The 22,288-nt window shown below is 61.2% G+C and carries 21 protein-coding genes; 4 read left to right on the plus strand and 17 right to left on the minus strand.

Features of this window, described 5'->3' with window-relative positions; translation table 11 throughout:
• The first annotated feature begins 9 nt into the window (after positions 1-9).
• From K0H47_RS27655 to K0H47_RS27665, 3 genes are all read left to right on the plus strand, one after another.
• Positions 10-264 carry a hypothetical protein gene (locus tag K0H47_RS27655; protein ID WP_063029378.1) on the plus strand — a complete coding sequence of 85 codons (255 nt, stop codon included), beginning with the start codon at positions 10-12 and terminating at the stop codon, positions 262-264.
• A gap of 143 nt (positions 265-407) precedes the next feature.
• On the plus strand, positions 408-638 hold the full coding sequence (locus K0H47_RS27660; RefSeq protein WP_017479907.1) for a hypothetical protein: 231 nt from the start codon (positions 408-410) through the stop codon (positions 636-638).
• Positions 639-721: 83 nt separating this feature from the next.
• Complete coding sequence (locus tag K0H47_RS27665) at positions 722-958, plus strand: DUF2789 domain-containing protein (RefSeq protein WP_017479906.1); 237 nt, start codon at positions 722-724, stop codon at positions 956-958.
• A gap of 4 nt (positions 959-962) precedes the next feature.
• On the opposite strand, the gene K0H47_RS27670 is transcribed toward K0H47_RS27665, so the two are convergent.
• From K0H47_RS27670 to iolC, 16 genes are all read right to left on the minus strand, one after another.
• Complete coding sequence (locus tag K0H47_RS27670) at positions 963-1,166, minus strand: hypothetical protein (RefSeq protein ID WP_003214710.1); 204 nt, start codon at positions 1,164-1,166, stop codon at positions 963-965.
• A gap of 125 nt (positions 1,167-1,291) precedes the next feature.
• Entirely contained in the window at positions 1,292-2,962 is a 1,671-nt protein-coding gene (locus K0H47_RS27675; protein ID WP_374106785.1) for a methyl-accepting chemotaxis protein, read from the minus strand.
• A 97-nt stretch (positions 2,963-3,059) separates the two neighbouring features.
• The gene (locus K0H47_RS27680) at positions 3,060-3,464 is read right to left on the minus strand and encodes a TraR/DksA C4-type zinc finger protein (RefSeq protein ID WP_003214706.1); all 405 of its coding nucleotides are present in this window, start codon (positions 3,462-3,464) and stop codon (positions 3,060-3,062) included.
• Between the two features lie 421 nt (positions 3,465-3,885).
• Positions 3,886-4,923 (minus strand): ABC transporter permease, encoded by a 1,038-nt coding sequence (locus K0H47_RS27685; RefSeq protein ID WP_003214704.1) that lies wholly within the window; start codon positions 4,921-4,923, stop codon positions 3,886-3,888.
• A gap of 60 nt (positions 4,924-4,983) precedes the next feature.
• Positions 4,984-6,543: a sugar ABC transporter ATP-binding protein gene (locus tag K0H47_RS27690; protein ID WP_093209108.1), complete on the minus strand. Its 1,560-nt coding sequence runs from the start codon at positions 6,541-6,543 to the stop codon at positions 4,984-4,986.
• Positions 6,544-6,606: 63 nt separating this feature from the next.
• Complete coding sequence (locus K0H47_RS27695) at positions 6,607-7,542, minus strand: sugar ABC transporter substrate-binding protein (protein ID WP_010173158.1); 936 nt, start codon at positions 7,540-7,542, stop codon at positions 6,607-6,609.
• A gap of 48 nt (positions 7,543-7,590) precedes the next feature.
• Positions 7,591-7,770, minus strand: coding sequence for a hypothetical protein (locus K0H47_RS27700; protein WP_093209105.1), 180 nt, complete (start codon positions 7,768-7,770; stop codon positions 7,591-7,593).
• Between the two features lie 138 nt (positions 7,771-7,908).
• Positions 7,909-8,949 carry a Gfo/Idh/MocA family oxidoreductase gene (locus tag K0H47_RS27705; RefSeq protein ID WP_093209101.1) on the minus strand — a complete coding sequence of 347 codons (1,041 nt, stop codon included), beginning with the start codon at positions 8,947-8,949 and terminating at the stop codon, positions 7,909-7,911.
• 122 nt (positions 8,950-9,071) lie between these two features.
• On the minus strand, positions 9,072-9,935 hold the full coding sequence (locus K0H47_RS27710; RefSeq protein WP_219273942.1) for a sugar phosphate isomerase/epimerase family protein: 864 nt from the start codon (positions 9,933-9,935) through the stop codon (positions 9,072-9,074).
• Between the two features lie 161 nt (positions 9,936-10,096).
• Complete coding sequence (locus tag K0H47_RS27715) at positions 10,097-11,107, minus strand: Gfo/Idh/MocA family protein (protein WP_219273943.1); 1,011 nt, start codon at positions 11,105-11,107, stop codon at positions 10,097-10,099.
• 19 nt (positions 11,108-11,126) lie between these two features.
• Positions 11,127-13,058: a 3D-(3,5/4)-trihydroxycyclohexane-1,2-dione acylhydrolase (decyclizing) gene (iolD, locus tag K0H47_RS27720; protein WP_219273944.1), complete on the minus strand. Its 1,932-nt coding sequence runs from the start codon at positions 13,056-13,058 to the stop codon at positions 11,127-11,129.
• A 10-nt stretch (positions 13,059-13,068) separates the two neighbouring features.
• A complete protein-coding gene (locus K0H47_RS27725; protein WP_219273945.1) occupies positions 13,069-13,884 on the minus strand; it encodes a TIM barrel protein in 816 nt (271 codons plus the stop codon).
• A gap of 27 nt (positions 13,885-13,911) precedes the next feature.
• On the minus strand, positions 13,912-15,414 hold the full coding sequence (locus tag K0H47_RS27730) for a CoA-acylating methylmalonate-semialdehyde dehydrogenase (protein WP_219273946.1): 1,503 nt from the start codon (positions 15,412-15,414) through the stop codon (positions 13,912-13,914).
• Between the two features lie 22 nt (positions 15,415-15,436).
• Positions 15,437-16,231, minus strand: a complete 795-nt coding sequence (gene iolB / locus K0H47_RS27735; RefSeq protein WP_177070965.1) for a 5-deoxy-glucuronate isomerase — start codon at positions 16,229-16,231, stop codon at positions 15,437-15,439.
• The gene (gene iolE / locus K0H47_RS27740; protein WP_063029358.1) at positions 16,228-17,121 is read right to left on the minus strand and encodes a myo-inosose-2 dehydratase; all 894 of its coding nucleotides are present in this window, start codon (positions 17,119-17,121) and stop codon (positions 16,228-16,230) included. The genes iolB and iolE overlap by 4 nt, the downstream gene beginning before the upstream one ends.
• 164 nt (positions 17,122-17,285) lie before the next feature.
• Positions 17,286-19,223 carry a 5-dehydro-2-deoxygluconokinase gene (gene iolC / locus K0H47_RS27745; protein WP_093209078.1) on the minus strand — a complete coding sequence of 646 codons (1,938 nt, stop codon included), beginning with the start codon at positions 19,221-19,223 and terminating at the stop codon, positions 17,286-17,288.
• A 303-nt stretch (positions 19,224-19,526) separates the two neighbouring features.
• Between iolC and K0H47_RS27750 the strand changes: the two genes are divergently transcribed.
• A complete protein-coding gene (locus K0H47_RS27750) occupies positions 19,527-20,423 on the plus strand; it encodes a MurR/RpiR family transcriptional regulator (RefSeq protein WP_177070964.1) in 897 nt (298 codons plus the stop codon).
• 142 nt (positions 20,424-20,565) lie between these two features.
• Here K0H47_RS27750 and K0H47_RS27755 read toward each other — a convergent pair whose 3' ends face one another.
• Positions 20,566-22,269, minus strand: a complete 1,704-nt coding sequence (locus K0H47_RS27755) for an AMP-binding protein (protein ID WP_219273947.1) — start codon at positions 22,267-22,269, stop codon at positions 20,566-20,568.
• Between the last annotated feature and the right edge of the window lie 19 nt (positions 22,270-22,288).

Genomic DNA, 22,288 nt, shown 5'->3' on the forward strand with positions numbered 1-22,288 from the left:
GAGCTGATTATGCAACGACCTCAACCGATTGCCACACCCTCGAACACGGGCTCATCTTTTCTGGATGACGGCCAATTCTACTCCCTAAGCGCCCACGACGGTGGCCTGCATTCGGCGCTCTATCGGGTGTTGCCCGCCGGCAGGAACTTCTTCCATATTCTTGAAGTGCCCAGCGGGCGCGTCAAAGGCTTTCGCAGTGGCCATAGCGAGGCTTGCGAACTGGCCAGGCAATTGGAAGCCATCCTCTGCGCCACCCAAGGCTGAACGCCTGGGTTGTCGTTTCGTCATCTGGTTGACTTTACTGCGCCGCCAGCGCGTAACAACTGCCATACTGGTCCGTCCATTGAGATTTGTCCCCTTGCGGTTCAGGTTTCATCAGCGCAATCACCTCCAAGGGAAGGCAATACGTGACGGAATTTGATATTGGCGAATTTTTCATCCATGGCGAAGCCAGGGAAGTAGACGGTGAGTTCCAGGCCGTGATTGTGATGCGGGCCAAGGCTCCCCTGACCACCGTGACGACCCACCAGGTAGAAAAGGACCGCTGGTTCAAAACCGTAGACGCTGCCCACACGGCTGCCAAGGATGCCGCCAAAGCCCTTAAGGCCGCCGTCGATTCAGGTGCGCTGACTTCCTGATTACCCGGCGCGAAAATCCGATCGAACTCTGCCCCGCCACAACCCTCCCATGCATACGATGATCAGCCCGCATGGAGAACGATATGGAAGCGCCGACTTACACCCTCGAAGACCTGTTTGAACAACTTGGACTGGAATCGTCCCCCGAGGCGATTGACGCCTTTATCGGCGAACACACCCTGCCCAATGACGTAAAGCTGATTGACGCGGATTTCTGGTCACCGCAACAAGCCCAATTTCTCAAAGATGAACTGCGTGAAGACGCAGTCTGGGCAATTGCGGTCGATGAGTTGAACCAGCGCCTGCACCAGCCACGCTGACCTTTCAATGCAGGCTGTCTGACTGCTCCAGGTGCAACAGCGCCTCCCAGGCAGCCCTGCACTCTTCGGCTTCATCGCGGCTGGCAAACGCCGTGCCGCGCTGCTCGCCGTTAAGCAACACCACCCAACAAGCCTTTTGCCCCAGCGCGCGCAGGGTGGGTGGTACGCCACTGCCGATCATCACAGCCACATCGACTTTGGTTTGCATGGAACGCCTCCAGAGAATTAGTTAGCTGGCTAACAATGTTCGCCATGCTACGGTTTTCCTCCAGTTGGAAAAAGCTATCCCCGGAATAGCTCCCTTGCATAACCTGCAACAATCGCCTCGCTGAGTCAGCGCCCCTCGGGTTTATAGCCCAGGCGCAAGCCGCCCCAGTGCCGGCCATTGACCGTGATCGGCACCGACAAGTCGTGCATCAACTCACCGGTATCGCGGGTGTAGGTCTGCAACAACACTGCCTGCTGGTGGCTGCCGCAGCGGATCCCGGTACGGTCTTCAAACTTGCGCTTGGTGCGGTTCTGTACCGCGTCCACCTGGGCATCGCCGGTCAACGATTGGGAAAACACCTTGTTGTGGGTCGGCACATAACCCTGTGGCGTGCAGGCAATCGCGAACACCAGTCCTTCATGCCGAGGCAACAAGGCTTCCTGGATCGCCGGCAGTACCTGGTCGGTGTAGCCATCAAAGCGCGTGTGGTACTTGCTGGGTTGAGTATTGGGAATGGGGGTGTAGTGGCGGTCGAACAGGTCATCGAGGCTGATGCGGTTTTGCAGGACGTCCGCTTCAAACTGCGCGGCGATCCGGCTCGCCCCTTCGCGGGCGAGGTCATAGATACGCTGGTGATAGTCGTCCAGGCCGACCTCGGCGAGGCGCTCGCTGATGGTTTCGGCCTGCCCTTCCATTTGTACGGCGGCAGCGGCCAACTGTTGGGTTTGCTGGTCGCTGACGGTCAAGTCGCTACGCATCTGCTCCACCGCGTGGAACAGGCTGTCGAGTTGGTCGCGGTTAGTGTCCGTGCCTTGGGCGATCTCGTTGACCTGGCCCTCCACGTTCGCCGCCAGGGTGGCGATGCTGTCCAGTTGCTCCCCGGCGTGCTCTACCTGTTCGACACCGGATTGCAGATCCGCCGACAACTGCCGGATCTGCTCCACCACCTGGGCGGTGCGCTGCTGGATATCCGCCACCATCACCCCGACTTCATCGGTCGCCGTGGCGGTTCGCCCGGCCAGGCCACGCACTTCGTCGGCGACGACCGCAAACCCACGACCATGTTCACCGGCCCGCGCGGCTTCAATCGCCGCGTTCAAGGCCAACAGGTTGGTCTGGCTGGCAATCGACTGAATCACCAGGGTGACACGCTGGATTTCTTCGCTGCGCTGGCTCAAGGCCTCGATCAATTGGCGACTGTCGTTGGCGCGCTGACTGAGCTGATGCATGTGGGTGATGGATTGCGCCAGCACCTCACGCCCTTCGGTACTGCGTTGATGAGCCTGGCTGGCAGCGCCGAGGGCCTGGCGGCTCAGCTCCGAGGTGATTTTCTCGGTGCCGATCATCACTTCGGCACTGCTGACGATCTGCTTCGCCGCGCCTAATTGTGATTGCAGCCTGGCCGCCAGTTGCTTGACCGAATAGGCCACGCCGGCAGCAGACAATGCGTTATGGCTGGTGGTGTAGGACAGGTCGCGGGTCAGCTCGCCAATCGCATCGGTGGCTTCGGAAGGTGCGGCGCTGGGGGTGCGATGTGTCAGGCGGGGTAGCCAGATCAGTAGCAGGACGACCGGCAGGCACAGGTAAATCGACAGTTGGGCGAACGCCAGGCCCAGCAGCAACAGCACCAGGGCGGTACTTTGCAGGAGCGGCGTCAACCAGCCGGGCAACTGTCGCGTCACCGGAGGGGGTGACACTGCTGCGCCCATGAGAGATCCGTCTCCAGCCATGTTCGTTACCCCGCTGCTTGTCGTTATTGTGACTGCATTAGACGCCACTACGTAGCCATTATCCATGGGCCTTTAGTGGGGGGCTTGCAGCAGATCAATAAACGGGGGGAACCAGCTGTTTTCTGCTGGGAACCGGGTAACCCGGCTCCAGCAGTTCACCGCATCAGGCTTGACGCTGGTGCTTGTCGATTTGCTCGTGGCGCTCTTGCGCTTCGATGCAGTACTTGGTGGTCGGGCTGATCAGCAGGCGCTTGAGGCCGATAGGCTCGCCGCTGTCATCGCACCAGCCGAAGGAGTCTTCCTTGATACGGCCCAGGGCCTGCTCAAGTTGCGGCAGCATGCGCTGGTCGCGGTCGATGGCATTCACCAGCCAGGTGCGTTCTTCTTCGACAGACGCGGCATCAGCCGGGTCAGCCGGGGTGTCCAGGCTTTCAATGGCGATGCGGTTCTGCTCGATGCGCTCGTGGTGTTCCACTTTCATGTCTTGCAACAACTTCTCGAAAAAAGCGTGCTGCTCGGCATTCATGTAGTCATCCGCCGGCATGGCCAGCAACTTTTCCTTTGTCATTGATTTCTCTATAAAAAATACGTGCATTAAGGCGAATAAGGGAGCGTTCCGGCCGACCTCTGCAGGTCTCGGAAAGGCGCCGTCCATTTCAAGCGCCACCCGGCACTCAATTTACGAGGGGCGGCAGTCTAAGGCCGACTTGAGGGCTCAGCAACTGAAATGACAGGCATTTTTTCCAAGATAACCCGCAAAGGCACCAGGACGGGCTCGGCGAACGGTCATCGGAGTGCGTTTATAGCAAGAAATTCAGTGTTGTGGAGCTATATAGAAGACAAACGGTTAAACGTTGGTGGCAAAACGCCTATGTGGGAGCCGGGCTTGCCCGCGATGCAGGCGACTCGATCTGACAGATTGACCGAGTTGATGCTATCGCAGGCAAGCCAGCTCCCACATTTTGATCTGTGTAAACCTCAGGACCGCGTTAGCGCTTGAGTTTGCGCTTGTTGCGATACTGGTCGATCACCACCGCCACTACGATGATCAGCCCCTTGATGATGTCCTGAATGTAGGCATCCACGCCGACGAAAGTAAACCCGCTGGCCATCACCCCGAGGATCAGCGCGCCGATCACGGTGCCGGTGATGCGCCCTACCCCGCCCGCCAGGCTGGTGCCGCCGATCACCGCGGCGGCAATCGCGTCCAGCTCATAGGACATGCCCATGCCCGCCTGCCCGGTGGCTGCCCGTGCCGACGCCACTACACCGGCCAGGCCCGCCAGCAAGCCAGCGATGCTGTAGACGATGATCAGGTGGCGCTTGACGTTGATGCCCGAGGTGCGCGCCGCCTGCATGTTGCCGCCGATGGCGTAGGTGTATTTGCCGTACTTGGTGTAGCGCAGGGCGATATGGAAGATCACCGCCACCACCAGGAAGATCACCACCGGCATCGCGCCGTGGCCGATGGCCGTGTAGGAGTCCGAGAGCATGCTCACCGGCTGGCCTTCGGTGTAGTAACGCGCCAGGCCACGGGCCGAGACCATCATACCGAGGGTCGCAATAAACGGTGGAATCCCGGTGACCGCAATAATGCTGCCGTTGATGGCCCCCGCCAGCAGCCCCACACCCAGCCCCATCGCCACCGGTATCCACACCGGCAGGTCAGTCAATGACGGAAACACAGCACGGGAAAAGTCGGAAGTCTGCGCCAGACTGGCGGCGATCATCGCCGACAAGGCCAGCACCGAGCCCGAGGACAAATCAATCCCGGTGGTGATGATCACCTGGGTAACGCCAATCGCCAGCAGACCGATGATCGACACTTGCAGGATCATCAACACCAGGCGCTGGGAGTTCATCAGGAAGCTCTGATCGCGCACGATCCAGCCGAACAACTCAAACACCAGGCCGATGCCAATCAGCACCAGCAGGATGCTCAGCTCGGTGGGCATGCGTCGACGGTGTTTGACCGGCGCCGCGGCGGGCTTCTTTTCCTCGGGTTTGCTTTCCAGTATCGCGTTCATAACCACTCACCTTTTTTTATCGCGTTGCGCCGGCCACAACGGGCCGGTGCCGTCTGTTCGTTAGTGGACCGCCGTCATACCGGAAGCCAGTTGCATGACTTTTTCCTGGGTCGCGTCGGCGCGGTCCAGGGTGCCCATCAGTTCGCCTTCGTGCATCACCATCACCCGGTCGCTCATGCCCAGCACCTCCGGCAGCTCCGAGGAAATCATGATCACGGCCATGCCTTCGCTGGCCAGGTAGGAAATCAGCCGGTAGATCTCGGCCTTGGCCCCCACGTCGATACCGCGGGTGGGTTCGTCGAGGATCAGCAGCCGCGGGTTGGTCATCAGCCAGCGGGCCAACAGGGCTTTTTGCTGGTTGCCACCGGACAAGGTGTCGATGCACTGCTCCAGGGACGGGGTTTTCACCCGCAGCTTGGTGCACATGTCTTCGCACAGGGCGCGCAGGGCTTTTTGCTGGATAAAGCCGTTGCCCGAGTAATGCGGCAGCACGGCCATCTCCATGTTTTCCAGTACCGACAGGCAGGGGAACAGGCCGCTGAGCTTGCGGTCTTCGGTCAGCAGCGCGAAGCCCTTCTCGATGGCCATGTGCGGGTCAGTGATGCGCACGGTCTTGCCGTCCAGCTGGATTTCGCCGCCGGAGCTTGGGGTGATGCCGAAAATGGTTTCCGCCACGTTGGTCCGCCCGGAGCCCATCAACCCGGCGATGCCGAGAATCTCCCCGGCGTGCAGGTCAAACGACACGCCCTGGAATACCCCGTCCAGGCGCAGGTCGCGCACCGACAGCAGCAGATCGCCGATGGGCTTGTCCCGCACCGGGAACAGCTGGCTCAGCTCGCGCCCCACCATCATCGATATCAGGCTGTCGCTGTCCATACTGTCGGCCCGCTGCAAGCCGATGTAGGCGCCATCGCGGAACACCGCCACTTCATCGGCAATGGCGAACACTTCGTTCATTTTATGGGTGATGTAGATGATGCCTTTGCCCTGGGACTTGAGGTCGGCAATGATCGAAAACAGGTGGGCCACTTCCTTGTCGGTAATGGCCGAGGTCGGTTCATCCATGATCAGGATGTCGGAGTCATAGGACACGGCCTTGGCAATCTCGACCATCTGGCGCTCGGCGATGCTCAGGTTGCCGACGTGCTCTTCCGGGTCGAGGTTGATCCGCAGCCGCGCCAGCAATTCGGCGGTGCAGCGGTGCATTTCCCGGTGGTTGACCATGTGCAGGCCGTTGAGCTGTTCGCGGCCGATCCAGATGTTCTCGGCGATGCTCATGTGGGGCATCAGGTTGAGTTCCTGGTGGATCATCGCGATCCCGGCCTTCTGCGCCGCCAACGGTGTTTCGAATTTGATCGGCTTGCCACGCAAGCGGATTTCACCGGCGTCGGGCTGATAGATGCCGGCGATGATCTTCATCAGCGTCGACTTGCCCGCACCGTTCTCGCCCATCAGCGCCAGCACCGAGCCGGGGCGCACCCGCAGCTGCACATCGGCCAGGGCCACGACGCCGGGAAAGCCTTTGCTGATATTGGAAATTTCCAGCAGGTAGGGCTCGATCAGCCCGTCGGGCTGAGGGCCCGGCAGCGGGGCTTGCGAAGCAGTCGCTTGAGCAAACATATCGGGTACTCCGTCAGCAGGGCCGCCGTGGCTGCCCTGCCGGTTTATTGTTGTTATTAAGGGCTACTTGAAGTCTTTGACGTTGTCCGGGGTGATCAGCTTGAACGGGATCACCACGTTCTGCTCGACCGGCTCGTGCCTGGCCATCTTGCGCGCCGCTTCCACCGAACCTACGGCCTGGCCGTTGGCGTCCTGGAAGGCCGACGCGGCCATGTCGCCCTTGGTAATCGCGTTCAAACCGTCCGGCGTGCCATCCACCCCGGCGATCAACACGGTGCCCGGCTTGGTGCCCGCCGACTTCAACGCCATGGACGCACCGATGGCCATCTCGTCGTTGTTGGCCAGCACCGCGTTGAATTCACGGCCCTGGGTCAACCAGTCGTTGACCAGGGTCATGCCCTTGTCACGCAGCCAGATGCCGGTCTGTTCCTGCTCGATCTTGATGTCCGGGTATTTGGCCAGAACTTCCTTAACACCCTTGGTTCGGTTGGTGGTGGAGTTGTTCGCCAGGTCACCCAACAGGATCACGATCTTGCCCTTGCCGCCGAGCTTTTCGGCGATGTACTGCATTTGCAGGCGACCCGCCTCGACGTCATTGGAGGTCACGGCCACGATGCCTTTGGGCAGATCCGTCTGGTCGGGACGACGGTTGACGTACACCAGCGGAATGCCCGCTGCGAGGGCCGCTTTACTGATATTGGCGGTAGACGCCGTGTCGACCGGGTTGACGATGATGGCGTCGACTTTCTGGCTGATAAAGTTCTCGACCTGGCTCAGTTGCTTGACCACGTCGGCGCGGGCGTCTTCGAACTGCAGCTGCACGCCGTCACCCTTTGGGTAGGACTTGGCTTGCTTGTCCATGTCCTCACGCAGGTAAGTCAGGAAGGTGTCATCGAACGCCGACATGCTCACGCCCACCTTGATATCGGCTGCCGTGGCGAAACCACTGGCGAGCATCATGGACAGGGCCAGCGCGGTAAAACGGATCGGGGTCTTCATGAACGGTCTGTCTCCAATTTCTTGTTGGTTTTGTGGACGTTGCGTTTTTCAGAGCGAAGCGGTCGGCAGTCGAATGATCGGCGCCCCCGGAATGCAGCACACCAGGGAGCCCTTGCTTTCGACGCACAGGACATTCAGGAGGGAGAAGTAAAACGGCCGGGCGCGGGGCAGACCGCGAGGCTTGAGGGCAGGACGTAAAACTCGCAGTACAGCGTTGAAGATTTTCATCTGACGGTACCTGGTTGTTTTGATCTTGTTTTTGTCGAGTCGCCCGAATCGAGTCCGAACGTACTTTATGCAACCTGGAAATGACTTTATTGGAAAATAATTTCCATATCAACCTGTTTTAGAATTTTATTCTATTTTTCATCTGTGCGGCTCCACAGCCGCCATTTCCACCACCTGCTGACGCTCGGCACTCAGGCGTGCCGCGTCCAGTACACGGGTGGTTGCCAAGGCATCCAGGACGTTCACCGGCAACTCGCCATGGCCTTCCACGGCGCTTTGCAGCTGACTGTAGAACTGATTCCAACGGCCCTTTTCCGACGGCACCCGCTCACGATCCGGACCTTGCTCGAACCAGCCCCAGCGTCGGTGCTCTTCGGCGCCCCAGTGCTCGCCTTCGGTTTTCGGGGTCTTGCCGGCCAGCAGCGCGTCTTCCTGACCGTCCAGCCCTTCGACGGTGTAACAACCGGCGGTGCCATTTACCCGAAAACGCGGGGCCTGGCTGTTTTGCAGGGCGCTGCCCCACAGGTGCGAAATCACCCCGTTGGCGTGGGTCAGCGATACAAAGAAGCCGTGATCCACGTTGGGCTCATCGGCGGTGTAGTGCAACTGGGCGAAGACCCGCTCCACCGGGCCGAACAGCTGCATGGCCTGGTCCACCAGATGGCTGCCCAGGTCCCGCAGGAAACCGCCGCCGCTGGCATTGCCCACGGAGTCTGGGTTGTAGCGCTCCACCCGGGATTCAAAGCGGGTAATGGTGCCCAGGGCGCCGGCATCGATCAGCTTGCGCAGGGTCAGGAAATCCGAATCCCAGCGCCGGTTCTGATAGACGCTGAGCAGCACGCCCTGGCGCTCGGCGGCGGTAATCAAGGCCTGGGCCTGTTCGGCGTTGCTGGCGAAGGGTTTGTCGCTGACCACCGCCACCCCGTGCTCGATGGCCTCCAGCACCAGGGCCGGACGGCCCTTGAGGGTGGTGGAGATCACCAGCACGTCGACACCGGCCTCGGTGATCTGCCCGATGCTGTCGAAGGCTTTCACACCGGGGTGATCGGTTGCCAGTTGCTGGCGACGCTCGGGTGACCGCGTCACCACGCCGACAAAGGTCGCCCCCGGCAGGCTGGCTATCAGGGGTGCATGAAATACACGGCCGCCTTTGCCGTATCCAACCAGTCCGATTCGCATGGGTCGATTCCTTGATCGTTCCCACGCTTTGCGTGGGAATGTAGCCCGTGACGCTCTGCGTCACATTAAGAGCGGACGCGGAGCGTCCAGCGAGGCGTTCCCACGCAAAGCGTGGGAACGATCTATCTAACACAAAGTTCGCGGGTGACCCGCTCCAGCATCATCCGATTGGACTCATCCGGCCGGTCTTCCCAGGCAAACACCGAGACCGTGGCGATGCCGTCGAACTTGATTTCCCGCAGGGTGCCGAAAAACGCCTCCCAGTTGACCTCGCCTTGGCCGATGTCCAGGTGCTGGTGCACGGTGGCGGTGACGCCAGGCGGGTTGACGATGTAGCGCAGGTTGGACGAAGCGCGGTGGTTGTAGGTGTCGGCGATGATCAAGTGGCTGAGTTTGGAACCTGCGTACTTGAGCATCGAGGCGATATCGCCCTTGCCGTCGTCATAGAAGAAGGTGTGCGGCGCGGCGTAGAGGTAGTTGATCCAGTCGCGGTCGAGGCCGCGAATGATGTCTACCGACTCGTTGTTGCGCTCGCAGAAGTCGTACGGGTGGGCCTGGATATCCAGCTTGACGCCTTCGCGTTCGAACTCCGGCATCAGCTCGTCCATGGAGCGCATGAACTGGTTCTCGCACACCAGCGGGTTGTCGGACTGGCCGGTGAATTCGGTATTGACCAGCTCGCAGTCCATTTCCACGGCGATCTGGATCGCGCGTTTCCAGTTGCGTACGGCGGCAACCCGCAGGCCTTCGTCGGCGGCGGCCCAGTGGTACATGGGCAGCAGGGATGAGAGTTGCACGCCGGCATCGCTCAAGGCCTTGCGAAACTCCTTGATGCGCGCCCGGTCGACCCGGGCCGCCTTGTAGAACGGCAGGAAGTCTTCACGGGGTGAGAGTTCGATGTGCTGGTAGCCGAGCTCGGCGGCCTTGTCGACCATTTGGCCGAGGGGCAGGTGGCGGTACATGTAGGGGTCTAATGCGATGCGCATGTTAGAAGCTCTCCCGAATCTGAGGGTGGAACCCGATCAAATGTGGGAGCTGGCTTGCCTGCGATGACGGCGGCATATTCAACATCACTGTCGCCTGATACACCGCTATCGCAGGCAAGCCAGCTCCCACACTGGCCGGGTTCCTCCAGTGGAACAGGTGGTTAGCCGTAGAAGTGCGGTCGGTCTGGCAGCCCCACTTTCACAATCTGCCCACTGTTCTGCGCCTCAATGCACGCATCCGCCGCCACCGCCGCCGCAAAACCATCCCACGCCGACGGCCCACCCACTTGCCCTGCCCTCACACCGTCGATAAACGCTTGCAACTCGACGTCATACGCCGCGATAAACCGGTCTTTCCAATCCATCAGAATTGCATTCGACAGCTTGGCCTCACTGCGCATCTGCACCTGGGACGGCTCCGGCAATTTCGCAATACCGGTCTCCCCCACCACTTCACACTGAATGTCGTAGCCGTACTGGCAGTTCACAAACACTTCCACATCAATCCGCGTGCCCTTGGCGGTTTCCAGCAGCACGATCTGTGGGTCGCGCAAGTGCGCCAGCGCCTTGCTCGATTTACGCGGGAACACCACTTGCACCGACACATAGTCATCGGCCAGCAACCAGCGCAACACATCCAGCTCGTGGATGAGGGTGTCGGTGATCGCCATGTCGGTCTTGTAGTTTTCACCCACCCTAGGGTTACGGTGAGCGCAGTGCAGCATCAACGGCTCGCCGATCTGGCCGCTGTCGATCACGGCTTTCAAGGCGCGATAGCCTTGGTCATAGGGACGCATGAAACCCACCTGCACCAAGCGCTTGCCGTGGGCCACTTCGGCCTCGACGATCTTGCGGCAGCCTTCGGCAGTCACCGCCAGCGGCTTCTCGCAGAACACCGGCTTGCCGGCCGCAATCGCCGCCAGCACGAACTCTTCGTGGCTCGGGCCCCAAGAGGTCACCAGCACCGCTTCAACTTGCGGCGAGTTGATCAGCGCGTGGCCGTCCGGGTAGACCTCGGCGGTGAGTTTCAGGTCCGAGACGACCTTGGCAGCCTGCTCAAGGTTGATGTCGGTCACGGCCACCACCTGGCTGTTGAGCAGGGTCTGGCTGCAACGACGAATATGATCCTGGCCAATGGCGCCAGTACCGATAACTCCAAGCTTCAACGACATGAAAACACTCCTCTTGTTATTAGTACTGCCGAGCCTTGGCCAGGCGTTCATTGAGTTGTTTGGCCACCGCATCGGTGCGCGCGCTGGTGGACACCCGCGCCACGCCGACGCGCCACCACGACAGGTATTTGTGGATCATGGTTTTCGGCAGGACCTTGATATCAATCAGCGTCGACACCGTTTGCGTGCGCGCATCGGCCAGCGCCGCCTGCAGCTGCTCCACGGTGTTGACCTTGTAGGTCTTGCAGCCATAGGCCGCCGCGCTCATGGCGAAGTCCACCGGGACGAAACCGCCGTCGAGCTTGCCGGTCTCGGGGTTGCGGAAGCGGAACTCGGTGCCGAAGCTGTCCATGCCGTGTTCCATCTGCAAATTGTTGATGCAGCCAAAGGTCATGTTGTCCAGCAGCACCACGTTGATCTTGCGCCGCTCCTGGATCGAGGTGGCCAGCTCCGAGTGCAGCATCATGTAGGAACCGTCGCCCACTAGTGCGTACACCTCGCGCTCGGGCTCGGCCAGCTTCACGCCCAATGCGGCGTTGACCTCGTAACCCATGCACGAATAACCGTATTCGACGTGGTAGGTGTTCACGCCCTTGCTGCGCCAGCTGCGCTGCAGGTCACCCGGCAGGCTGCCGGCGGCGGCGACGATGATCGCGTCGTCGGCCAGGGTTTCGTTGAGCACACCGAGTACGCGGCTTTGGGTCAGGCAGGAACCGGTCAATTCGATGAATTCGCGCAGCACCGCCGGGTCCATGTGGTCGTTGATTTCCGGGACGAAGTTTTCAGTCTGGTATTCAGCCTGGTAGATGCGGTCGACCTCGACGTCCAACTGCGCCTTGGCATCCCGTGGTTGATCGCCCCAGCTGGACCGGTAGTCGCCCAAAGCCTCAGCCAAGGCTTCCAGGCCGACCTTGGCATCCGCCAGCAGCTGCACGCCATCGAGTTTCAGTGCGTCGCAGGGGCTGATGTTCAGGTTGAGAAACTGCACCTCGGGATGCTTGAACAGTGACTTCGACGAGGTGGTGAAATCGGTATAGCGCGTGCCGATGCCGATGATGAGGTCGGCTTCCGGCGCCAGCAGGTTTGCCGCCAGGCAGCCGGTTTCACCGAGGCCGCCGAGGTTCAGCGGATGGCTTGAAACCACCGCACTCTTGCCCGCCTGGGTTTCCGCGAACGGAATGTCGAAGCGCTCGGCGAAGGCTTGCAGCGCGGCATTCGCGCCGGAGTATTTGACCCCGCCGCCACACACGATCAGCGGTTTGCGCTTGCCCTTGAACGCCGCCACGGCATCCCCCAGCATCGCTTCGGTCGCCGGGCGCCGGTCGATCCGGTGCACGCGCTTTTGCAGGAAGTAGTCCGGGTAATCCCAGGCTTCGCCCTGTACATCCTGTGGCAGGGCCAGGGTCACGGCGCCGGTTTCCGCAGGGTCGGTGAGCACGCGCATGGCGTGGATCGCCGCCGTCATCAGCTGTTCCGGGCGGTTGATGCGGTCCCAGTATTTGCTGACGGCACGAAAGGCGTCGTTGGTGCTGATGCTCAAGTCGTGGAACTGCTCGATCTGTTGCAGCACCGGATCGGGCTGGCGACTGGCGTACACATCACCGGGCAACAGCAGCAGCGGAATCCGGTTGGCGGTCGCGGTCGCCGCGGCAGTCAACATATTCGCCGCGCCCGGTCCCACCGAAGAGCTGCACGCGTAGATCTTGCGGCGCAGGTGCTGCTTGGCAAAACCAATCGCCGCGTGGGCCATGCCTTGCTCGTTGCGGCCCTGATGCACCACCAGGTCGCCGCTGTCCTGCTCCAGGGCCTGGCCCAGGCCCAGCACATTACCGTGGCCGAAAATCGTGAAGATGCCGGCGACAAACTTGCTCTGCACACCGTCGACTTCGATGTACTGGTTATCCAGAAACTTCACCAGGGCCTGGGCCATGGTCAATCGGGTTGTGGTCATGGAGTGCCCCTTATCGTTTCTGCAGGTGGGCGATACTCGCCCCCAACGCCTGCTTGATATCTGTCAGGCCGTGCACGCTTTCGGCGAACGGTTCGAACGACAAGTAACCGCTGTAGCCGGTGCTGAGCAGCGTGTCGATCTGCGCGGCATTGCCGAGGATATCGCCCTCGCCCACCAGCACGCGATGACCGTCGCGGATCGTGTTCAGCGGAGCGTCGGCATCTTCTACACCGGAGATGTGCACCAGCCCGGTCAGTTCGGGAAAGAACTCATGTTCGCTGGCCAGGTGGTGGTGGAAGGTGTCGTGCACCACGCGGAACACATCCAGCCCGCCGATGGCCTTGATCGCATCCACTGCCACGCGCTTGCGGCGCAGGGAGCACTCTTCAAACCCCAGGGGTTCGACAAAACCGAGAATCCCGTATTCCCGCAGGATCGGCGCCAGTTCACTCAAGGCCGTGCGCAAACCGACTGCGCGCTGGGCTTCGTTGCGCGGGTCGGCGCGGTCGTTCAACGGGCACATCACCAACGCCTGCGCACCGCTCTCGCGGGCATAGGCCGCCAACTTGATGGCCTGGGCGCGGCGCTCGTCATTCCATACATCAAACGGGTACAACGCGTTGATCGACAGTACGGTGATGCCGTGCACCGCGCACCGTTCGCGCACGCGGCTGGCGGGGGTACCGTCTTCAATCTCGATGCCCTTGAGGTCATTACGGATCTCGATGGCGTCGCATTTCAGGGTCACCGCCAGCTGGATAAAGTCCGGCAGGGAAAGGCTGGGGGCGACCATGCGGTTCAGGGCAAAACGTAGAGGCGACTTCATTATTGTTGTGCTCCACACTCGAAAAATTTACTTGGCGGTTGGCATGCTGAATTCAGGGCCCTTGGCGATGCTGTCGGGCCAGCGTTGCATCACGCTTTTGTAGCGGCTGTAGAAACGAATGCCTTCTTCGCCGTAGGCATGGTGGTCGCCGAACAGCGAGCGCTTCCAGCCACCAAACGAATGCCAGGCCATCGGCACCGGAATCGGCACGTTGATGCCGACCATGCCGACCTTGATGGTGCGGGCAAAGGCACGGGCGATGCCGCCGTCACTGGTGAAACACGACACGCCGTTGCCGAACTCGTGGGCGTTGATCAAGGCGACGGCGCTGGCAAAATCCGCCACCCGCACGATGCCCAGCACCGGCCCGAAAATCTCTTGCTGGTAGATGCTCATCTCGGTGGTGACGTTATCGAACAAGGTCGCGCCGACGAAGAAACCGCCCTCCGCGCCTGGCACCTTGAAGCCACGACCGTCGACGATCAGCTTCGCGCCCTGGGCCACGCCCTGGTCGATAAAACCTTCGACCTTGGCCTTGTGTTCAGCGGTGACCAACGGGCCCATCTCGCTGTCTTTCTGCATGCCATTGCCGACCTTCAGCTGATCGATACGCGGCAGCAATTTTTCGATCAGCAGGTCACCGACATCGCCCACCACCACGGCAATCGAGATCGCCATGCAGCGCTCGCCGGCCGAGCCGTAAGCCGCGCCGATCAGGGCGTCGGCCGCCTGATCCAGGTCGGCGTCGGGCATCACGATCATATGGTTCTTCGCCCCGCCCAATGCCTGCACACGCTTGCCGCGCTGGGTGGCCTGCTGGTGGATGTACTCGGCAATCGGGGTGGAACCGACGAACGAAATCGCCTCGATATCCGGGTGCTGCAACAGGCCGTCTACCGCGCTCTTGTCACCCTGCACCACGTTGAACACACCGTCGGGCAGGCCGGCTTCGGTCAGCAGGCGGGCCATCAGCAAACTGGCGGAGGGGTCGCGCTCGGACGGCTTGAGGATGAAGCAGTTACCGGTGGCCAGGGCCAGCGGGATCATCCACAGCGGCACCATCACCGGGAAGTTGAACGGGGTAATGCCGGCGCACACGCCCAGTGGCTGGCGCAGGTTCCAGTTGTCGATGCCGCCGCCGATGTTGTCACTGAAATCGGTTTTCAACAGATTCGGCGCGCCACAGGCGTACTCGACAATCTCGATGCCGCGAGTGACTTCGCCCTTGGCATCGGAGAACACCTTGCCGTGTTCGCGGCTGATGATTTCGGCCAGTTCGTCATGGTGCTGGTCGAGCAGTTCCTTGAATTTGAACAACACCCGCGACCGGCGCAGGGACGATTGTTCGGACCACGCCGGGAAGGCTTTCAGTGCCGACGCGACGGCTTCATCGACGGTCTTCTGGCTGGCCAAGCCGACGCGGGCCTGGACTTCGCCGGTGGCCGGGTTGAACACATTGCTGAAGCGCTCGCTACTGCTGTCCTGCACCTGGCCGTTGATGTAATGGCCGATTACCGGGGCATTGCTCATTATTGTTCTCCGTGGAAAGTGCTTAAAGATCCAGCAGCCAGCTGTGCTGCGGGTCGTTATGGAAGTGCCAGGCGCGCTTGGGGCCGGCCATCACGTTCAGGTAGTAAGACTCGTAGCCATACGGCACGCTGACCGGGTGATACCCCTTGGGCACCACCACCAGGTCGCTGTTTTCCACGGCCATGGCCTGGTCGATGCTGCGGTCGTCGGTGTAGACCCGCTGGAACACAAAGCCCTGGGGCGGGTTGATCTGGTGGTAATAGGTTTCTTCGAGAAAGCTCTGGTGCGGCAAGTCGTCGGTGTCGTGCTTGTGGGGCGGGTAGCTCGACGAGTGACCGGAGGGCGTACGCACTTCCACCACCAGCAGCGAATGGGCAGGCTCGCTGTCGGGCAGGATGTCGCACACGTAGCGGGTGTTGGCGCCCTTGCCGCGTACGCTGCGCTTGCATTGCTCGGGGCGGATCAGGCGGGGGGCCAGGCCGGCGTCGGTAGAGCCGGGAGCGGCGCAGACGGCGATTTGTACGTCGCTCAACGCGGTGACCTGGGCGTCGGTGCCCGGTGGCAGGTAGGCGGCAAAGGGAGATTTGTCTTCGAAGACCGAGTGGCGATCACCGAGGTTTTCCCAGTTGAAGCCTTCGCCCTGAATCGTCACCCGGCCGCTGAGCAGCACCAGGCACAGCTCTTTATCACCGGCCGTCACGGGCAGGGTTTCGCCCAGGCTCAGGCGGTAGGCGGCAAACCCCACGTATTCCAGGAGCCCTTCTTCCAGGGCGACCATGGTTTGCCCGCGTTTGCTGCTTTTGACCAACAGGCTCATTGTCCAACCCTCTCACTGAGAAGCGCGCGCAGCGTGTCGTAGCCTTTCTTCGCATAGATGTAGCTCGGCGCCACGGCAGGATCCTGTTCCGCCTCCACCACCAGCCAGCCCTTGTAATTGGCGGCCAGCAGCACGTCCAGCAATGCGGCGAAGTCGATATCACCGTCGCCGGGCACGGTGAAGGTGCCGTTGACGATGCAGTCCGGGAAGCTCCACATCTGGTTGCGCGCCAGTTGCACCACCGGCTTGCGCACGTCCTTGAAGTGCACGTGGCAGATGCGGTCGATGTGTTTGCGCAGCACCTCGATGGGTTCGCCGCCGCCCATGTAGCAGTGGCCCGAGTCGAACAGCAGACCGACTTCCGGGCCGGTGCGGCGCATCAGTTGGTCGATGTCGTCCGGGGATTCGACGTAGGCGCCCATATGGTGGTGGTACGCCAGGCGCACGCCTTGGGACAGGGTGAAGCGCGCCAGCTCGGTGAGTTTGTCGGCGTATTCCTGCCAGGCCTGTTCGCTGTGGAAACGCGGGCGTTCCATCAGGCGCACCGGTGAACCCTGGATCGAGTCGGCGACTTCGCCGTACACCAACACGCTGGCGCCATTTTCGCGCAGCAGTTCGACATGGCTGGCGATGGCCTCGATTTCTTCCGCCACCGAGCGCCGGGCCAGGCGGCTGGAGTACCAGCCGGAGACCAGTGCCAGGTCATACGGGCGCAACACATCACCGACGCCCTTGGCGTCCTTGGGGAATTTACCGTTGAGTTCGAAACCTTCGTAGCCGATGTCCTTGCCTTCGCTGAGGGCCGTGCTCAACGGCGTTTCGCCGCCCAGGGCCGGCAGGTCGTCGTTGCTCCAGGAGATCGGGTTGATGCCAATTCGGATAGCGGGCATGGCTGCACCTATTATTGTTTTTCAGAGTGACCTGAGATCTGCTTTATGTGGGAGCTGGCTTGCCTGCGATGCGGGCGACTCGGTCTAACAGGTGTACCGAGGTGATGCCATCGCAGGCAAGCCAGCTCCCACATTTGATTGCATTCCAATTCAACGACCGGGGTTTAACTTCGAGCACTGCGCCAGGCATTGATCAGTTGTTCGAATATGCCTTGGGCTTGTTGAATCAACCCCTCATCGTCGATCTCCCCCGCCAGCCAGGCACGGCTTGGCTCCTGGAAAATCGTGCGGCCCACGGCGAAACCGCGGCAGGTCTGGCTCTGGCTGGCTTGCTGGAAGCCATCGGCCAGGCATTCGGCGGAAGCATTCAGGCCCAGCAGCACCACGCCCCGGCAGTAGGGGTCGCGTTCCTGGATCAGTTCGTCGAGCTTTTTCCAGTCTGCGGCCGACTGCGCCTCAATCTTCCACCACGCCGGGTAGATGCCCAGGTTGTACAGGCGCTTGAGGCTGCGGTAGAGCACGTCGGGATAGGTGGACGGATGGTCCTTGGGCGGCACGATTTCCAGCAGCAACTCATGCCCGCTGACCAGGGATGCCTGGTACAGGCTCTTGAGTTGTGCTTCCTGTTCGAGGCGCAGCAGCGGCTCGTCGTCAGGATGGAACTGCACCAGGCACTTGATGATTTGCTCCTGCGGCCAGGCAATCAGGTTGCTGCCCACCGAGCGGCCGTGTTCAAAGGCCAGCGGCCGTGAGTTCTGGACTTCCACCGGACGGGCGATCCACCAGCCACGACCGCTGGCAGCGTTCAGCGCGTCCTGGCCGAAGCGTTGGTCAGCCAGAACCCCCACATCGGCTTCGACGCCCTGCTCCGCCAGTTTGCTTTCAACCCGTTCCACGGCCTGGATAAACAGTTGCTTGAGGGCGCTGATGCGCGCCGGGTCCTGGCCGCCTTTTTGGGCGAGTTCCACCAACTGCCAGCGGTGGTCGAAGGCAAAGACAAACAGCTGCTTCCAGACTTTGCGCGGCACACTGACCTGGTGCAGTCGTTGCAGCACCGCGTCCTGATCCGGACGGGTAATCGGCACCGGGCTGTTGAACAGGTAATCGAGTTCGGCACGGGTCGGCATCGCCGGTGCGCAGGCGTGGCGCGACACCACCAGGCCGCCGCAGGCATTCGCCAACTGGCAGCAGCGCTCGTCGCTGGCGTCTTCAAGCCAGCCACTGAGGAAGCCGGACATGAAGGCATCACCGGCGCCCAGGACGTTGAGCACTTCCACCCGCACGCCAGGGTAGATGGCGCCGTCTTCGAGGCGGGCCGGGATGTCACCGTGGATCACCGTGCAGCCCTGCGGGCCGAGCTTGACCACCAGGGTTGCGCAAGTCAGGCCACGTACCGTGCGCAGTGCCGTGAGCAAATCTTCGCTGCCACCAGCAATCAGGAATTCTTCTTCAGTACCGACGATCAGATCGAAGCGCGGGAGGATTTTCTGCACGTGCTGGCTGACATTCTGGTCGGCGACAAACCGCGTTTCACCGTCGGCCTTGCCGGCCAGGCCCCAGAGTACCGGGCGGTAGTCGATGTCGAGCACGCGTTTGACGTTGTGCTGCTCGGCGTAGTCCAGGGCCTGGATGCTGGCCTTGTACACGCCGTCGGTGGAGAAGTGAGTGCCGGTGATCAGCAGCGCCTTGCTGGAGGCAATGAAGGCTTCGCTGATGTCTTCGGCGCGCAGGGCCATGTCGGCGCAGTTCTCGCGGTAGAACACCAGGGGAAAGGTTTCGCGGTCCTTGAGGCCCAGCAGCACCAGAGCGGTGAGGCGTTCCGGGTCGACCTTGATGCCGCTGACATCGCAACCTTCACGGGCCAGGGACTCCAGCAGGAAACGCCCCATATGGTCGTCCCCCACCCGGCTCAACATCGCGGACTTGAGCCCCAGCCGCGCGGTGCCGAACGCGATGTTGGCGGAGGAACCGCCGAGGTACTTGGCGAAGCTTGAGACATCCTCCAGCCGTGCACCCACTTGTTGTGCGTAAAGGTCGACGCCCAGGCGTCCCAGGCAAATCAGATCCAATTGACGCCCACTGGCAAAACGAGTCTGGCCCATGCTGGCTCCTGTTATTTTTATCAGCCTGCGTGTGCCGTCGTGGTGGCGGCATACGCTCTTGGTGCAAGCAGACTAGAACGTCTGGCGGCGCCAATCAATATTTATTCTATAAATATTTTTCGTGGAATATATTTTCCAATACGCCATCATCGGCGTGTTCCAGCCACGGTGCATCGTTTCAGCCGTACCGTGGGGCGGGATGCCGAGGTATTTTTTTGCGCCTACCCTGTAGACTTGCGCACATCGACTTATTGTCAGGGGCGACTGAACGCGCCCTATAAGAACAAGCCAGAAGGATTCCCTATGTCCCAGAGCGCCCCGGAAGACGCACTCGCCAGCCCGCCGCTGAACGCCGAGCGGTTGTTGCAGCTGATCACCGATGAATACGAGAGCCTGCCGCGCCAGCTCAAGCGCATCGCCAGCTACATGAGCCAGCAGAGCGACCGGATCATGGTCGACCGCATCAGCGACATCGCCCGTGAATGCGAAGTGCACCCGTCGGCCATCGTGCGGTTTTCCCAGCGTTTCGGGTTCAGTGGCTTCAGTGAAATGCAGGCGCTGTTCCGCGAGGCCTACACCCACAAGACCACGCCGGTGCAGAACTACCAGCAACGCATCCGCAGCATGATCGCCAACAAGTCGCAGAAAGCCAGCGGCGGCGACTTGGCGCGCGAATGTGTGAACGCCACGCTGTCCGGCATCGAGCGCCTGGGGCTAGAGCTGGATGACGCGGCGTTTGAAAAGGCCGTGGACCTGGTGGTGAATGCCGACAATATCTACGTGGTGGGCGTGCGCCGTTCGTTCGCCGTGGCGGATTACCTGGTGTACAACCTGCAGCACACCAACAAGCGGATTCATTTGGTGTCGGGGCTGGGCGGCAGTTATCGCGAGCAGATGCGCAGTGTGCGGGCGAATGACTTGGTGATTGCCATCAGCTTTACTCCCTATGGCAAGGAAACCCAGCACTGCCTGCGGATTGCCCAGCACCATCAGGCCAAGACGTTGATTATTACGGACAGCAACCTGTCGCCCCTGGCCAAGCGGGCGAGCACGGTGTTGCTGGTGAATGAGGGCTCGTCGTTTGCGTTCAGATCACTGAGTGCGACGCTGTGCCTGTGCCAGGCGTTGTTTATTGCCGTGGCGTATCGGCTGGAATTGAAGGTCGATGAGATTCATGAGCAGGTGGGGTTCGACGACTGACGGCGACCTTTCAGCCACCAAAGATCAAATGTGGGAGCGGGCTTGCTCGCGAATGCGGTGGAACAGTCGATGGAGATGTTGACTGACAGACCGCATTCGCGAGCAAGCCAGCTCCCACATTTTTGACCGCGTTCACTCGGGCTTAGCGCAGTGCCCGGCGCAGCACCTTGCCCACCGTCGTCTTGGGCAACTCCTGCGTACGAAACTCCACAAACCGCGGCACCTTGTACCCCGTCAGGTATTCCCGGCAATGGGCCAGAATCTGTTCCTGGGTCAAACTCGGGTCCTTACGCACCACGATGATTTTCACCCGCTCGCCGGTCACGCCATCCTCCACGCCAATCGCCGCCACTTCCGCCACGCCGGGATGCAACGCCACCACGTCTTCAATTTCGTTGGGGTACACGTTAAACCCGGACACCAGGATCATGTCTTTCTTGCGGTCCACCAGGCGAATGAAGCCCTGCTCATTCATCACCCCGATGTCCCCGGTAGACAGCCACCCTTCGGCATCCAGCACCTCGGCGGTTTCCGCCGGGCGTTTCCAGTAACCCTGCATCACCTGCGGCCCGCGTACCTGCAGTTCACCCTGCTCGCCCAGCTCCGCCAGTTCACCGTCCTCACGAACAAACCGCACCCAGGTCGACGGCAGCGGCACGCCGATGCTGCCGGTAAATTCCATCTCGCGCATGCGTGAGATGTCGATGGGGCTGATGCTCACCACCGGCGAGCACTCGGTGAGGCCGTAGCCTTCGATGATCGGCAAGCCGGTGACTTCCTTCCAGCGCTTGGCCACGGCGGTGTGGGTGGCCATGCCGCCGGCAATCACCATGCGCAGGTCGGAAAAGTCCCGGGCGCAGAATTCCTTGTTTTCCAGCAGGCCATTGAACAGCGTGTTCACCCCGGCAATCCCGTTGAAACGCTCCTTGCGCAGGATCATCTGCACCCGTTTCACGTCCCGCGGGTTGGCGATCAGGATGTTGCGCCCGCCCAGGCACATGAACATCAGGCAGTTCACCGTCAGGGAAAAGATGTGGTACAGCGGCAGCAGCGTGACGTTGGTTTCCTGCTGGTTCTGGTCCAACTGATCACCCACCCACGCCTTGGCCTGCAACAGGTTGGCGATGATGTTGCGATGGCTGAGCATCACGCCCTTGGCGTCGCCGGTGGTGCCGCCGGTGTATTGCAAGAAGGCGAGGTCTTCGCGGTTCATCGGCACGGCCAAATGGGTCTGGCCGCGCCCCTGTTTCAATACCTGGTTGAAGCGTACGGCGCCCGGCAGATTGAAGCGCGGGACCTGCTTTTGCACGCTGCGCAGGATGAAGTTCATCGCCGCGCCCTTGAAGGTGCCCAGCAGATCGCCGATGGCGGCAATCACCACACGTTTGACGGTGCTGGCCGCGACCACCTTCTCCAGGGTGTGGGCGAAGTTTTCGAAGATCACAAGGGTCTCCGCTCCGCTGTCCTTGAGCAAATGCTGCAGCTCCCGGGCGGTGTACAGCGGGTTGACGTTGACCACCACGGCGCCCGCGAGGATCGTGCCCAGCAGGCAGATCGGGTACTGCAAGCAGTTGGGCATCATCAGCGCCACCCGGTCGCCCTTCTTCACGCCCTGGGCTTGCAGCCACGCGGCAAAGGCGATGCCCTGCACCTCCCAGTCGGCATAGGTCATCTCGGTGCCGATGCTGACGTAGGCTACGCGTTCACTGAATTTGTGCAGGTGCTCCAGGAACACTTCGCGCAACGACGGATAGTCCTCGATGCCTGCGTCGATGTCTGCCGGTACGCCGGGCAGGTAAGCGTTCAACCAGAGGCGTTCGGTCTGTTCCAGGCTTACAGCGTTCATGGCAGTCTCCTTGTTGTTT

The sequence above is a fragment of the Pseudomonas sp. Xaverov 83 genome (assembly GCF_019352905.1).
Classification (GTDB): domain Bacteria; phylum Pseudomonadota; class Gammaproteobacteria; order Pseudomonadales; family Pseudomonadaceae; genus Aquipseudomonas; species Aquipseudomonas yamanorum.

Excerpts from the sequence above, each read along its gene's own strand:
- K0H47_RS27705 (WP_093209101.1), bottom strand. The coding sequence starts at position 8,949 with ATGCGAATCGGACTGGTTGGATACGGCAAAGGCGGCCGTGTATTTCAT.
- K0H47_RS27685 (WP_003214704.1), bottom strand. The coding sequence starts at position 4,923 with ATGAACGCGATACTGGAAAGCAAACCCGAGGAAAAGAAGCCCGCCGCG.
- K0H47_RS27675 (WP_374106785.1), bottom strand. The coding sequence starts at position 2,962 with ATGGATAATGGCTACGTAGTGGCGTCTAATGCAGTCACAATAACGACA.
- K0H47_RS27655 (WP_063029378.1), top strand. The coding sequence starts at position 10 with ATGCAACGACCTCAACCGATTGCCACACCCTCGAACACGGGCTCATCT.
- K0H47_RS27670 (WP_003214710.1), bottom strand. The coding sequence starts at position 1,166 with ATGCAAACCAAAGTCGATGTGGCTGTGATGATCGGCAGTGGCGTACCA.
- K0H47_RS27665 (WP_017479906.1), top strand. The coding sequence starts at position 722 with ATGGAAGCGCCGACTTACACCCTCGAAGACCTGTTTGAACAACTTGGA.
- K0H47_RS27680 (WP_003214706.1), bottom strand. The coding sequence starts at position 3,464 with ATGACAAAGGAAAAGTTGCTGGCCATGCCGGCGGATGACTACATGAAT.
- iolD (WP_219273944.1), bottom strand. The coding sequence starts at position 13,058 with ATGACCACAACCCGATTGACCATGGCCCAGGCCCTGGTGAAGTTTCTG.
- K0H47_RS27725 (WP_219273945.1), bottom strand. The coding sequence starts at position 13,884 with ATGAAGTCGCCTCTACGTTTTGCCCTGAACCGCATGGTCGCCCCCAGC.
- K0H47_RS27695 (WP_010173158.1), bottom strand. The coding sequence starts at position 7,542 with ATGAAGACCCCGATCCGTTTTACCGCGCTGGCCCTGTCCATGATGCTC.
- iolC (WP_093209078.1), bottom strand. The coding sequence starts at position 19,223 with ATGGGCCAGACTCGTTTTGCCAGTGGGCGTCAATTGGATCTGATTTGC.
- K0H47_RS27715 (WP_219273943.1), bottom strand. The coding sequence starts at position 11,107 with ATGTCGTTGAAGCTTGGAGTTATCGGTACTGGCGCCATTGGCCAGGAT.
- iolE (WP_063029358.1), bottom strand. The coding sequence starts at position 17,121 with ATGCCCGCTATCCGAATTGGCATCAACCCGATCTCCTGGAGCAACGAC.
- K0H47_RS27755 (WP_219273947.1), bottom strand. The coding sequence starts at position 22,269 with ATGAACGCTGTAAGCCTGGAACAGACCGAACGCCTCTGGTTGAACGCT.
- iolB (WP_177070965.1), bottom strand. The coding sequence starts at position 16,231 with ATGAGCCTGTTGGTCAAAAGCAGCAAACGCGGGCAAACCATGGTCGCC.
- K0H47_RS27750 (WP_177070964.1), top strand. The coding sequence starts at position 19,527 with ATGTCCCAGAGCGCCCCGGAAGACGCACTCGCCAGCCCGCCGCTGAAC.
- K0H47_RS27700 (WP_093209105.1), bottom strand. The coding sequence starts at position 7,770 with ATGAAAATCTTCAACGCTGTACTGCGAGTTTTACGTCCTGCCCTCAAG.
- K0H47_RS27690 (WP_093209108.1), bottom strand. The coding sequence starts at position 6,543 with ATGTTTGCTCAAGCGACTGCTTCGCAAGCCCCGCTGCCGGGCCCTCAG.
- K0H47_RS27730 (WP_219273946.1), bottom strand. The coding sequence starts at position 15,414 with ATGAGCAATGCCCCGGTAATCGGCCATTACATCAACGGCCAGGTGCAG.
- K0H47_RS27710 (WP_219273942.1), bottom strand. The coding sequence starts at position 9,935 with ATGCGCATCGCATTAGACCCCTACATGTACCGCCACCTGCCCCTCGGC.